Source organism: Janibacter alkaliphilus (genome assembly GCF_013408565.1).
Taxonomy (GTDB): domain Bacteria; phylum Actinomycetota; class Actinomycetes; order Actinomycetales; family Dermatophilaceae; genus Janibacter; species Janibacter alkaliphilus.
In genome coordinates, this window is record NZ_JACBZX010000001.1 from 2,892,718 (window position 1) to 2,904,377 (window position 11,660).

The 11,660-nt window shown below is 74.3% G+C and carries 10 protein-coding genes and 1 pseudogene; all 11 read right to left on the bottom strand.

Annotated features, from left to right (window positions below; translation table 11 throughout):
* Positions 1-52: 52 nt before the first annotated feature.
* Positions 53-301 (bottom strand): annotated as a pseudogene (gene rpoZ, locus BJY28_RS13745) (DNA-directed RNA polymerase subunit omega); the annotation flags it as partial.
* Between the two features lie 22 nt (positions 302-323).
* A complete protein-coding gene (gmk, locus tag BJY28_RS13750; protein WP_179463506.1) occupies positions 324-878 on the bottom strand; it encodes a guanylate kinase in 555 nt (184 codons plus the stop codon).
* On the bottom strand, positions 875-1,192 hold the full coding sequence (mihF, locus tag BJY28_RS13755; protein ID WP_179463507.1) for an integration host factor, actinobacterial type: 318 nt from the start codon (positions 1,190-1,192) through the stop codon (positions 875-877). Before mihF ends, gmk begins: the two co-directional genes overlap by 4 nt.
* A gap of 71 nt (positions 1,193-1,263) precedes the next feature.
* Positions 1,264-2,097 carry an orotidine-5'-phosphate decarboxylase gene (pyrF, locus tag BJY28_RS13760; RefSeq protein WP_179464159.1) on the bottom strand — a complete coding sequence of 278 codons (834 nt, stop codon included), beginning with the start codon at positions 2,095-2,097 and terminating at the stop codon, positions 1,264-1,266.
* Positions 2,098-2,177: 80 nt separating this feature from the next.
* Positions 2,178-3,170 carry a dihydroorotate dehydrogenase gene (locus tag BJY28_RS13765; RefSeq protein WP_179463508.1) on the bottom strand — a complete coding sequence of 331 codons (993 nt, stop codon included), beginning with the start codon at positions 3,168-3,170 and terminating at the stop codon, positions 2,178-2,180.
* Positions 3,167-4,135, bottom strand: coding sequence for a dihydroorotate dehydrogenase electron transfer subunit (locus BJY28_RS13770; protein ID WP_179463509.1), 969 nt, complete (start codon positions 4,133-4,135; stop codon positions 3,167-3,169). The genes BJY28_RS13765 and BJY28_RS13770 overlap by 4 nt, the downstream gene beginning before the upstream one ends.
* Positions 4,132-7,434: a carbamoyl-phosphate synthase large subunit gene (carB, locus tag BJY28_RS13775; RefSeq protein ID WP_179463510.1), complete on the bottom strand. Its 3,303-nt coding sequence runs from the start codon at positions 7,432-7,434 to the stop codon at positions 4,132-4,134. Before carB ends, BJY28_RS13770 begins: the two co-directional genes overlap by 4 nt.
* Position 7,435: 1 nt before the next feature.
* Positions 7,436-8,641 (bottom strand): glutamine-hydrolyzing carbamoyl-phosphate synthase small subunit, encoded by a 1,206-nt coding sequence (gene carA / locus BJY28_RS13780; RefSeq protein ID WP_179463511.1) that lies wholly within the window; start codon positions 8,639-8,641, stop codon positions 7,436-7,438.
* Entirely contained in the window at positions 8,635-10,044 is a 1,410-nt protein-coding gene (locus tag BJY28_RS13785; protein ID WP_179463512.1) for a dihydroorotase, read from the bottom strand. Before BJY28_RS13785 ends, carA begins: the two co-directional genes overlap by 7 nt.
* Complete coding sequence (locus tag BJY28_RS13790; protein ID WP_179463513.1) at positions 10,041-11,015, bottom strand: aspartate carbamoyltransferase catalytic subunit; 975 nt, start codon at positions 11,013-11,015, stop codon at positions 10,041-10,043. The genes BJY28_RS13785 and BJY28_RS13790 overlap by 4 nt, the downstream gene beginning before the upstream one ends.
* Positions 11,012-11,614 carry a bifunctional pyr operon transcriptional regulator/uracil phosphoribosyltransferase PyrR gene (gene pyrR, locus BJY28_RS13795; protein WP_179463514.1) on the bottom strand — a complete coding sequence of 201 codons (603 nt, stop codon included), beginning with the start codon at positions 11,612-11,614 and terminating at the stop codon, positions 11,012-11,014. The genes BJY28_RS13790 and pyrR overlap by 4 nt, the downstream gene beginning before the upstream one ends.
* Positions 11,615-11,660 lie beyond the last annotated feature (46 nt).

An 11,660-nucleotide genomic window follows, 5' to 3' on the forward strand; every position in this document is an offset into this window, starting at 1 on the left:
CCGGCGCCGACGCGGCGACCGGAGCCGCCGCCGGGACGCCCTCGGGGCGCTCCTCCCGGGTGAGCAGGCCCTCGTTGATCTCGCGCAGCGAGATCGACAGCGGCTTCTCGTGGACCTGGGCGTCGACCAGCGGGCCGACGTGCTCGAGCAGGCCCTCCTGCAGCTGGGCGTAGTAGGCGTTGATCTGGCGGGCGCGCTTGGCGCTGTAGAGCACCAGGGCGTACTTGCTGTCCGCCTTGGTCAGGAGGTCGTCGATCGGCGGGTTGGTGATGCCGATGGGGTTGGCCTGGGTGCCGGACACAGAGGCGTCCTTCGCGTCGGGGTCAGTGGGAACCCATCAATGATACGAGCTCCTCGGCCGCACGGCGAATGTCGTCGTTGACGACCACCGCGTCGAACTCCTCCTGGGCCGCCATCTCGACCTTCGCGGTCTCCAGACGGACCGCTCTCTCCTCCGCGCTCTCGGTGCCCCGGCCCTCCAGCCGGTGCACCAGCTCGTCCCAGGACGGCGGCGCGAGGAAGACGAAGTAGGCCTCGGGCATGCTGGCCCGCACCTGCCGGGCGCCCTGCAGGTCGATCTCCAGCAGCGGCATCAGCCCCTGGTCCAGGGCCTGCTCGACCGCCGCCCGCGGGGTGCCGTAGCTGGCCCGCCCGTGCACCACGGCCCACTCCAGCATCTCGCCGCGGCGGACCATGTCGGCGAACTGGTCACCGCTGACGAAGTGGTAGTGCACCCCGTCCTGCTCCCCCGGCCGCGGCGGCCGGGTGGTCGCCGAGACGCTGAGCCAGACCTCGGGATGGTGCTCGCGCACCCAGGCAGCGACGGTCCCCTTGCCGACCGCGGTGGGTCCGGCGAGGACGGTCAGGCGCCGCGTCACGCCCGGTCGAACTTCGCGACCAGCGCCGCGATCTGGTGCTGGCCCAGCCCGCGCACCCGGCGCGAGCGGGCGATGCCGAGGTCGTCCATGACCTGGGCGGCCTTGACCCGGCCGATGCCGGGCATCGACTCGACCAGGGCGAGCACCTTCATCTTGGCGATCGCCTCGTTGGTCTCGCGGTCGGCGATCACCTCGGCGATCGAGCCCTGCGAGTGCTTCAGCCGCTGCTTGATCGCGGCCCGCTCGCGGCGGGCGGCGGCCGCCCTGAGCAGCGCGTCGGCGCGCTGGTCCGCTGTGAGTGGAGGTAGTGCCACGGTTCTCTCGCCTCCGGGGTCCCGGCCTGCCGGACGGCCTTCGCCCGGTATCTGATCAGTGTCCCAGCACCCTAGTCCAGCGCGCCAGGGGCGATCATCCGGTCCACCTCGGCGGCCACCTGCTCGGCCCGTGCGCCCAGCGCGGCCCGGTCCGGGCCGGCCCGCAGCACGTCCCGGCTGCTGGCGGCGAGCACCTGGCCCAGCGCATCACCGAAGACCCGCCGCACGTCGTCCGCGGTGGCCCCCTGGGCGCCCAGCCCCGGGGCCAGCAGCGGTCCGCCGGAGGCGGCCAGGTCGATCCCGAGCCGCTGCACGGCGTCGCCGACCGTGGCGCCGACGACCAGCCCGATGCTGCCCAGCTCCCCGCGGGCCCGCGCCGGCGCGTTGTCCTCCCCGGCCGCGTCGGCGACCGCCCCGGCCACGCTGCGGCCGTCCGGGAGCCGGGCGTGCTGCACCTGCGCGCCCTCCGGGTTGGAGGTGAGGGCGAGCACGAAGACCCCGCGCCCGGTCTCCTGGGCCAGGTCGATCGCCGGTCGCAGCGCCCCGTAGCCGAGGTAGGGGGACATCGTCACCGCGTCCGCGGCCCCGGGGGCGTCCGGGGCGAGCGAGGCGTGCGCGTAGGCCTCGACGGTGGTGCCGATGTCGCCGCGCTTGACGTCCAGGATGCTCAGCGTCCCGGCCGCCCGCAGCGCCGCCAGGGCCTCCTCGAGGACGGCGACGCCGGCCGCCCCGTGGACCTCGTAGAAGGCGGACTGCGGCTTGACCGCGGCCACCCGTCCGGCGAAGGCGGTGACGCAGGTCTCGGTGAAGGCCCGCAGCCCGTCCAGGCCGGGCGTCAGGCCCCAGCTCTGCAGCAGCGCGCGGTGCGGGTCGATGCCGACGCAGAGCGGGCCGTGGGCATCCATGGCGGCGCGCAGCCGACGGCCGAAGGGGACCGGTCCGGGGCCTGCGGCCGGGTCCGGGGCGGGGTCGGGTGCCGTCACGGTCAGCCTCTCGGGTAGCGGTCGTGGGCGATGCCGACGACGTCGGCGAGGCGCTCGAAGCCGTGCCCGGCGATCAGCCCGGCGAGCTCCTCACCCACCCGCTGCGGCGCGGTCGGGTCGTGGAAGGCGGCCGTGCCCACCTGGACCGCGCTGGCCCCGGCGGCGACGAGCTCGAGCGCGTCCCGCCCGGTGCGTACGCCGCCGACGCCGACGATCGGTGCGGTGCGCAGCCGGCCGGCCCGCATCGCCGCGGACACCTGCCAGATGGCGCGCACCGCGGTGGGCCGGATCGCCGGCCCGGACAGCCCGCCGGTGGCCGCGTAGAGGTGCGGTCGCAGCCGCTCGGTGTCGATGGCCACGCCGAGGGTGGTGTTGATCATGGTCAGCCCGTGCGCGCCCGCGGAGAGCACGACGTCGGCGATCTCGACGATGTCGGTGACGTCCGGGCTGAGCTTGGCCAGCATCGGGGTCCCCCGGGGCACCTCCTCGCGGACCAGGGTGATCACCTTGTGCGCACCGTCCGGGTCGCAGGCGAAGACGAGGCCGCGGTTGGCGACGTTGGGGCAGGAGATGTTCACCTCGATCGCGGCCACGCACGGGGCGTACCGGCTGCGCATCACCGCCCGGGCCACCGCCGCGAACTCGGAGGCGGTCGAGCCGGCGACCGAGACGACGACCCGGGCGCCGATCGAGTGCAGCCAGGCCAGGTCCTCCGCGACGAAGGCCTCCACCCCGGGGCCCTGCAGCCCGATGGCGTTGAGCATCCCGGACGGGGTCTCGGCCATCCGCGGGGTGCCCCGGCCCGAGGCGGGCTGCGCCTTGACCGACTTCGTCACGAAGGCGCCGAGCCCGGACACGTCGATGAGCCGGTGCATCTCCCGACCGTTGGCGGCGCAGCCGCTGGCGGTCATCATCGGGTTGCGCAGCCGCACCCCGGCCAGGTCGACCGACATGTCCACCGGCCGGTCCGTCACGGCCTGCGCGGGCCCGCTCATCGCCGGGCCGCCGCGGGAGCGCCGAGGGTGCCCTCGGGGACGTCGCAGTAGCCGTCGGCGAAGGCGTCCCAGCGCACCCGGTCGCCGCGGAAGACCGGCCCCTCCAGGCAGCTGCGGGTCATCCGGGTGACCCCGTCCCGGCCGATCACCGGCATGACGCAGGTCATGCAGATCCCGACGCCGCAGGCCATCGCCTCCTCGACGGCGACCTGGGCGACGATGCCGTGCGCGTCGGCGATCTCGGCCAGCGACCGCAGCATGCCCATCGGGCCGCAGCCGTAGAGCACCCCGGCCCCGGTGCGGGCGATGACCTCCGGCAGCACGTCGGAGACCCAGCCGCGGGTGCCGGCCGAGCCGTCGTCGGTGGTCACCGTCACCGCGTCCGCCACGCGACGGGCGCCGACCACCCCGAAGAGCCGGTCGGCGTCGGCGGCGCCGAGGACGATCTCCACCGGGCAGCCGCGCTCGCGCAGCCGCTCGGCGAGCCAGGCCAGCGGCGCGGCGCCGTAGCCGCCGCCGACGAGCACGCAGGGCACCGGCTCGGTGGGCATCGGGAAGCCGCGGCCGAGCGGACCGAGCACGTCCAGGGTGCTGCCCGGGCCGAGCGCGGTGATCGCCTGCGTCCCGGGTCCGTGGGCGGCGACGACCACCTCGGTGGTCGCCCCGTAGCTCCCGGCCGGGCTGACCCGGTGGATGGAGAAGCTGCGGCGCAGCAGCATCGAGCCGGTGGCCCCGTCCCCGACCGCGACGGCGACGAACTGCCCGGGCCGGGCGAGCTCGGCCAGCCCGGGGGTGGCCAGGGTCAGGTGCCGGTAGGCCCCGGCCGGCTCGTTGGCCACGACCTCGGCGACCACCTGCACCAGCCCGGCGCCCTCGCGGGCGGCCACGATGCGGGCGCCCCGCTCGCCAGCACCGTGCGCGCCGGCGAGAGGGCCGCCCGGTGCTCCGGGGTGGGGCTGGGTCATCGGCCCGTCCCGTAGAGGTCGAGGTCGGCGGCGTGCTCCTGCAGCGGCTTGACCGACAGCTCGCCGCGCAGCCGGGCCTCGACGGCCTGCACCGCGGCGCCGAGCTGCTGGACGGTGGTGACGATCGGCTTGTCCATGGCGGTGGTGGCCGCCCGGATGGCGTAGCCGTCGGCGCGGGCGTACTGCCCCGAGGGGGTGTTGAAGACCATGGCGATGTCGCCGGCGAGGATCCGGTCGACGATGGTCGTCTCGCCCTCGGCGTGCTCGTGCTGCTTGGCCACGAGCTCGCACTCGATCCCGTTGCGGCGCAGCACGTCGGCGGTGCCCTGGGTCGCGGCGATGTCGAAGCCGAGGTCGGCCAGCCGCTTGATCGGGAAGATCATCGCGCGCTTGTCCCGGTTGGCGACCGAGACGAAGACGGTGCCCGAGGACGGCAGCCCGCTGCTGAGGGTGCCCAGCTGGCTCTTGGCGAAGGCGGAGCCGAAGTCGGCGTCGATGCCCATCACCTCGCCGGTGCTGCGCATCTCCGGCCCGAGCAGGCTGTCGACGATCTCGCCCTCGGCGGTGCGGAAGCGGCGGAAGGGCAGCACCGCCTCCTTGACGGACATCGGCGCGTGCGCCGGCAGCATCGAGCCGTCGCCGTCGGCCGGCAGCAGGCCCTCGGCGCGCAGCTCGCCCACGCTCGCCCCGAGCATCACCCGGGCGGCCGCCTTCGCCAGCGGCACCCCGGTGGCCTTGGCCACGAAGGGCACGGTGCGGCTGGCCCGCGGGTTGGCCTCGAGGACGTAGAGGACGTCCTGGGCGAGCGCGTACTGGACGTTCATCAGGCCGCGCACCCCGATGCCCTCGGCCAGCGCCAGGGTGGCCTCGCGGACCCGGCGCAGCTCGGTCTCGCCGAGGGTGGCCGGGGGCAGGGTGCACGAGGAGTCGCCGGAGTGGATGCCGGCCTCCTCGATGTGCTCCATGATCCCGCCGAGGTACATCTCCCGCCCGTCGTAGAGCGCGTCGACGTCGATCTCGATGGCGTCGTCGAGGAAGCGGTCGATGAGGATCGGGTGCTCCGGGCTGGCGATCGCCGCCCGGGTGACGTAGTCGGAGAGGGTCTCGTCCTCGTAGACGATCTCCATGCCGCGGCCGCCGAGGACGTAGCTGGGGCGCACCAGGACCGGGTAGCCGATCTCGCCGGCGATGGCCACCGCCTCGTCGGCGCTGTAGGCGGTGCCGTGCTTGGGCGCGTTGAGCCCGGCCTGCTCCAGCACCCGGCCGAAGTGGCCGCGGTCCTCGGCGAGGTCGATCGCCTCCGGGGAGGTGCCGACGACCGGCACCCCTTCGTCCTTGAGCGCCTGGGCCAGGCCGAGCGGGGTCTGCCCGCCGAGCTGGACGATCACCCCGGCCACCGGGCCGGCCGCGGTCTCGGCGTGGATGACCTCGAGGACGTCCTCGAGGGTCAGCGGCTCGAAGTACAGCCGGCTGGAGGTGTCGTAGTCGGTGGAGACGGTCTCCGGGTTGCAGTTGACCATCACCGTGTCGTAGCCGGCGGCGCGCAGCGCGAAGCTGGCGTGCACGCAGGAGTAGTCGAACTCCACGCCCTGGCCGATCCGGTTCGGCCCGGAGCCGAGGATGATGACGGCCTCCCGCTCGCGCGGCTCGACCTCGCTCTCCTCGTCGTAGGCCGAGTAGTAGTAGGGCGTGCGGGCGGCGAACTCGGCGGCGCAGGTGTCCACGGTCTTGTAGACCGGGCGCACCCCGAGGGCGTGCCGCACCCCACGGACCACCGACTCCGGCATCCGGCGCAGCCGGGCCACCTGGGCGTCGGAGAAGCCGTGCCGCTTGGCCAGGGCGAGCAGGTCCGGGGAGAGCCGCTCGGCGTCGTGGATCTGCTGGGCGAGGTCGTTGATCAGCGCCATCTGGTCGAGGAACCAGGGGTCGATCTTCGTCGCCTCGTGCACCTCCTCGACGCTGCAGCCGCCGCGCATCGCCTGCTGCACCAGCACCAGGCGGCCGTCGGTGGGGGTGACCGCCCGCTGCAGCAGGCTGCGGGCGGTCTCCAGGGTGGGCTGGTCGCCGTCCCAGTGGAAGGGGGCGTCCGGCCGCTCCGCGGAGCGCAGCGCCTTCTGCAGGGCCTCGGTGAAGCTGCGGCCGATGGCCATCGCCTCGCCGACCGACTTCATCGTCGTGGTCAGCGTCGGATCGGCCGCCGGGAACTTCTCGAAGGCGAACCGGGGCACCTTGACGACGACGTAGTCCAGGGTCGGCTCGAAGGAGGCGGGGGTCTCGGCGGTGATGTCGTTGGGCACCTCGTCGAGGGTGTAGCCGATGGCCATCTTGGCGGCGATCTTGGCGATCGGGAAGCCGGTCGCCTTGCTGGCCAGCGCCGAGGAGCGGGAGACCCGCGGGTTCATCTCGATGACGATGATCCGGCCGTCCTCGGGGTTGACCGCGAACTGGATGTTGCAGCCGCCGGTGTCGACGCCGACCTCGCGGATGACCGCGATGCCGATGTCGCGCATCCGCTGGTACTCGCGGTCGGTGAGGGTCAGCGCCGGGGCGACGGTGATCGAGTCGCCGGTGTGCACCCCCATCGGGTCGAGGTTCTCGATGGAGCAGACCACGACGACGTTGTCGGCGTTGTCGCGCATCACCTCCAGCTCGTACTCCTTCCAGCCGAGGATGGACTCCTCGAGGAGCACCTCGGTGGTCGGGCTGTACTGCAGCCCGGCGCCGGCGATCCGGCGCAGGTCGGTCTCGTCGAAGGCGAAGCCGGAGCCGAGGCCGCCCATGGTGAAGGAGGGGCGCACGACCACCGGGTAGCCGAGGTCGTCGGCGGCGGAGAGCACCTCGTCCATGGAGTTGCAGATCCGGCTGCGCGCGGACTCGCCGCCAACCCGCTCGACGACCCCCTTGAAGCGCTCCCGGTCCTCGCCGAGCTCGATCGCCTCGACGTTGGCGCCGATGAGCGGGCAGTCGTACTTCTCCAGCACGCCGGCCTCGTGCAGGCTGATCGCGGTGTTCAGCGCGGTCTGCCCGCCGAGGGTGGCCAGCACCGCGTCGGGGCGCTCCCGCTCGATGATCTTCTCGACGACCTCGGGGGTGATCGGCTCGACGTAGGTGGCGTCGGCGAACTCGGGGTCGGTCATGATCGTCGCCGGGTTGGAGTTGACCAGGACGACGCGGATGCCCTCCTCGCGCAGCACCCGGCAGGCCTGGGTGCCGGAGTAGTCGAACTCGCAGGCCTGGCCGATGACGATCGGGCCGGAGCCGATGACGAGGACGCTGCTGATGTCGTCGCGCTTGGGCATGTCAGGCGTGGGCCTTCCGGTCGGAGGAGGAGAGGAGCTCGACGAAGCGATCGAAGAGGTAGGCGGCGTCGTGCGGGCCGGCCGCGGCCTCGGGGTGGTACTGCACGGAGAAGGCGCGCAGCGCCCCCGGCTGCCCGTCGGTCCCGCCGGCGGCGCGCAGCTCGAGACCCTCGACGACGTCGTCGTTGAGGCAGACGTGGCTGACCGTGGCGCTGCCGAAGGGGGTCTCGCTCGCCCGGTCCAGCGGGGCGTCCACGGCGAAGCCGTGGTTGTGCGCGGTGACCTCGACGGTGCCGGTGGAGCGGTCCATCACCGGCTGGTTGATCCCGCGGTGGCCGTAGCGCAGCTTGTACGTGCCGAAGCCCAGCGCTCGGCCCAGCAGCTGGTTGCCGAAGCAGATCCCGAAGTAGGGGATGCCGGCCTCGAGGGCGCCGCGCAGCAGCGCCACCGGCCCCTCGGCGGTCTCCGGGTCGCCGGGGCCGTTGGAGAAGAAGAGCCCGTCCGGGCCGTGCTCGCGGGTGCTGCCGGGGACGGCGAGCACGTCCTGCAGGGTGGCGGTGGCCGGGAGCACGTGCACCTCGATGCCGCGCTCGGCCATCATCACCGGGGTCATCGTCTTGATCCCGAGGTCGACCGCGGCGACGGTGAAGCGCTTCTCCCCCACCGCGGGCACCACGTAGCCCTCGTCGGTGCTGACCTCGGCGGCCAGCTCGGCGCCGACCATCGGCGGGGCGGCCCGCACGGTCTGCAGCAGGCGGGCGTGGTCGACCTCCGGGCCGTCGCCGAGGACGTCCCCGGAGAAGATGCCGACCCGCATCGCCCCGCGCTCGCGCAGGTGCCGGGTCAGCGCCCGGGTGTCGATGCCGCTGATCCCGACGACGCCCTGCTCGGTGAGGGCGTCCTCCAGCGAGCGGGTGGCCCGCCAGCTGCTGGGCCGCACCGCGGGGTCACGCACGACGTACCCGCTGACCCAGATGCGACCGGACTCGTCGTCCTCGTCGTTCCAGCCGGTGTTGCCGACGTGCGGGGCGGTCATGACGACCACCTGGCGGTGGTAGCTGGGGTCGGTGAGCGTCTCCTGGTAGCCGGTCATGCCGGTGGAGAAGACGGCCTCGCCGACGGTCTCGCCGACCGCGCCGTAGGCCTGCCCGCGGAAGCTGCGCCCGTCCTCGAGGACGAGGACGGCGGGCGGACGCTGGTTCAGCATGGGTGCACCTCGGGGGTCTCGCTGGTCTCGGGGGTGGTCGCGGTGAGCCGTCCGCGCAGCACGGTGCTGCGCACGGCCCCGGTGAGGGTACGGCCGTGGAAGGGGGTGTTCCGCGCCAGGCTGTGGCTGCGCTCGCGGTCCACCGTCGTACTCGCGGCCGGGTCGAGCAGCACGAGGTTGGCCGGTGCGCCGACCTCGACCCGGCCGTGGTCGGCCAGCCCGGCGATCGCCGCCGGGGTGGTGGACATGACCCGGGCGACGCCGGCCCAGTCGAGCAGGCCGGTGGTGACCATGGTCTCGGCGACCACCGCGAGGGCGGTCTCCAGCCCGGTCATGCCGAAGGCGGCGTCGACGAAGGCGTGCTCCTTGTCGTGCCGGGCGTGCGGGGCGTGGTCGGTGGCGACCGCGTCGATGGTCCCGTCGGCCAGCGCCTCGCGCAGCGCCCGCGCGTCGGCCTCGGGCCGCAGCGGCGGGTTGACCTTGTAGACCGGGTCGTAGCCGGTGAGCAGGTCGGTGGTGAGCATGAGGTGGTGCGGGGTGACCTCGCAGGTGAGGTCGGTGCCGCGGGCCTTGGCGGCGCGCACCGCGGCCAGCCCCTCGGCGGTGGTGACGTGGGCGACGTGCACCCGGCTGCCGGTGAGCCGGGCCAGCTCGGCGTCCCGGGCGATGATGCTCGCCTCGGCGGCGGCCGGCCAGCCGGGCAGCCCGAGCCGGCCGGAGAGCTCCCCCTCGTGGCAGCAGGCGCCGGGCCCGGCCAGGTCGGGGTCCTGGGCGTGCTGGCTGACCACCCCGCCGAAGGCGCGCACGTACTCCAGCGCCCGGCGCATCACCCGGCCGTCGGCGACGCAGCGCCCGTCGTCGGAGAAGACCCGCACCGCGGCCCGGGAGCGGCGCATCAGCCCGAGCTCGGCGAGCTCGGCGCCGTCCAGGCCCTTGGTGACCGCACCGATCGGCTGGACGTCGACCAGGCCGGCGGCGCGGCCGAGGTCGAGCACCCGCTCGGCCGCCTCGGCGGTGTCGGTGACCGGCGCTGTGTTGGCCATGGCGAGCACGGCGGTGTAGCCGCCGGCGGCGGCCGCGGCCGAGCCGGTGGCGATGGTCTCGGCGTCCTCGCGGCCGGGCTCGCGCAGGTGGGTGTGCAGGTCGACCAGGCCGGGCAGCAGCACCTGGCCCGCGGCGTCCAGGACGGTTGCCCCGGCGGGCGCGCTCAGGGTGCCGGCGTCCTGGAGGCGGGCGACGCGGCCGTCCTCGACGAGCAGGTCCACGGTGCGCTCGCCCAGCAGCGAGGCGCCGGTGACGAGCAGCGCCGGCGCCGGCCCGGCGGCACCGGCCTGTCCGGTGGTCGCGGCGGTGGCGCGCGGTGCGGTCGCGGGGGCGCCCTCCCAGGGGCTCGTCGGGGTCATGCCGCGCTCCCTTCGCCGGCCAGCAGGTGGTAGAGGACGGACATCCGCACCGCCACCCCCGCGCTCACCTGGTCCAGCACCAGGCTGCTGGCGGCGTCGGCCGCGTCGGCGGCGATCTCCAGGCCACGGTTCATCGGGCCGGGGTGGCAGATCACGCCGTCCGGGGCGGCAGCGGTGTAGGCGGCCAGCCGGTCCCGGGTCAGCCCGTAGCCGACGGTGTACTCGCGGGGCGTCGGGAAGTAGCCGCCGGACATCCGCTCGCGCTGCACCCGCAGCATCATCAGCGCGTCCGGGGTGCCGCCGACCTCGCCGGCGATGACCGCGTCCAGGTCGTGGCTGAGCGTGAAGCCGTCCGCCTCGGCCCAGGAGGTGGCCCCGCTGGGCATGAGGGTCGGCGGGGCGACCACGGTCACCCGGGCGCCCAGCCGCGGCAGGCTGAGCAGGTTGGAGCGGAAGACCCGGCTGTGCGTGACGTCGCCGACGATGGCCACGTGCCGCCCCTGCAGGCTGCCCAGCCGCTGCTCCAGCGTCCAGGCGTCCAGCAGCGCCTGGGTGGGGTGCTCGTGGGTGCCGTCCCCGGCGTTGACGACCACCGTCGGCGTCCCGGTCTCGTCGAACCAGCGGGCCACCTGGTGGGCCGCCCCGGACGCCTGGTGGCGCATGACGATCGCGTCCACCGACATCGCCGCGATGGTGCGGGCGGTGTCCCGCAGCGACTCGCCCTTGGAGGTGGAGGAGCCCTTGCCGGTGATGTTGATCGTGTCCGCGCTCATCCACTTGCCGGCGATCTCGAAGGAGGACCGAGTCCGGGTGGAGTCCTCGAAGAAGAGGTTGATGACGGTGCGGCCGCGCAGGGTGGGGATCTTCTTGACCTCGCGGCGCTGCACCTCGTGCATCTCGCCGGCGGTGTCCAGCACGCTGCGCAGGGTGGCGTCGTCGAGGTCGGCGACCGAGAGCAGGTGGCGGGTCATCGCGCTCCCCCGCTGATCGTCACCGAGTCGGTGGTCCGGTCGAAGCCGCTGAGCCGCACCCGCACCCGCTCGCTGTGCGCGGTGGGCAGGTTCTTGCCGACGTGGTCGGCGCGCACCGGCAGCTCGCGGTGCCCGCGGTCGACGAGGACGGCCAGGCGCACCGCCCGCGGGCGGCCGTAGTCGGCGAGCGCGTCCAGCGCCGCCCGCACGGTCCGGCCGGAGTAGAGCACGTCGTCGACGAGCACGACGACCCGGCCGTCGACGCCGGGCGCGGGGATCTGCGTCTGGGCCGGCGCCCGGGTGGGCTGGGCGCGCAGGTCGTCGCGGTACATGGTGACGTCGAGGGAGCCGGCGCGGACCTCGCGCTGCTCGATCTGCGAGACCAGCTCGGCGAGCCGACGGGCGAGCTCGACGCCGCGGCTGGGGATGCCCAGCAGCACGACGTCGGCGGCGCCCTTGTTGCGCTCGACGATCTCGTGGGCGATCCGGCGCAGGGCCCGGGCGATGTCGTCCTCGGTGAGCACCTCGCGACCGCTCTCGGGGTCGGGGGCGCCCGTCGCAGCGGGCGCGGGCTCGGGCGTGGGGGTGTCGGGGCACACGGTGCCGCAGACCTCCTTCTCTGCCTCACGGGACAGCGGTTAAAGG

What these genes read in the sequence shown, in the direction of transcription:
- pyrF (WP_179464159.1), bottom strand. Translation starts at nt 2,097, where the DNA reads ATGGATGCCCACGGCCCGCTCTGCGTCGGCATCGACCCGCACCGCGCG.
- BJY28_RS13765 (WP_179463508.1), bottom strand. Translation starts at nt 3,170, where the DNA reads ATGAGCGGGCCCGCGCAGGCCGTGACGGACCGGCCGGTGGACATGTCG.
- BJY28_RS13770 (WP_179463509.1), bottom strand. Translation starts at nt 4,135, where the DNA reads ATGACCCAGCCCCACCCCGGAGCACCGGGCGGCCCTCTCGCCGGCGCG.
- carB (WP_179463510.1), bottom strand. Translation starts at nt 7,434, where the DNA reads ATGCCCAAGCGCGACGACATCAGCAGCGTCCTCGTCATCGGCTCCGGC.
- carA (WP_179463511.1), bottom strand. Translation starts at nt 8,641, where the DNA reads ATGCTGAACCAGCGTCCGCCCGCCGTCCTCGTCCTCGAGGACGGGCGC.
- BJY28_RS13785 (WP_179463512.1), bottom strand. Translation starts at nt 10,044, where the DNA reads ATGACCCCGACGAGCCCCTGGGAGGGCGCCCCCGCGACCGCACCGCGC.
- BJY28_RS13790 (WP_179463513.1), bottom strand. Translation starts at nt 11,015, where the DNA reads ATGACCCGCCACCTGCTCTCGGTCGCCGACCTCGACGACGCCACCCTG.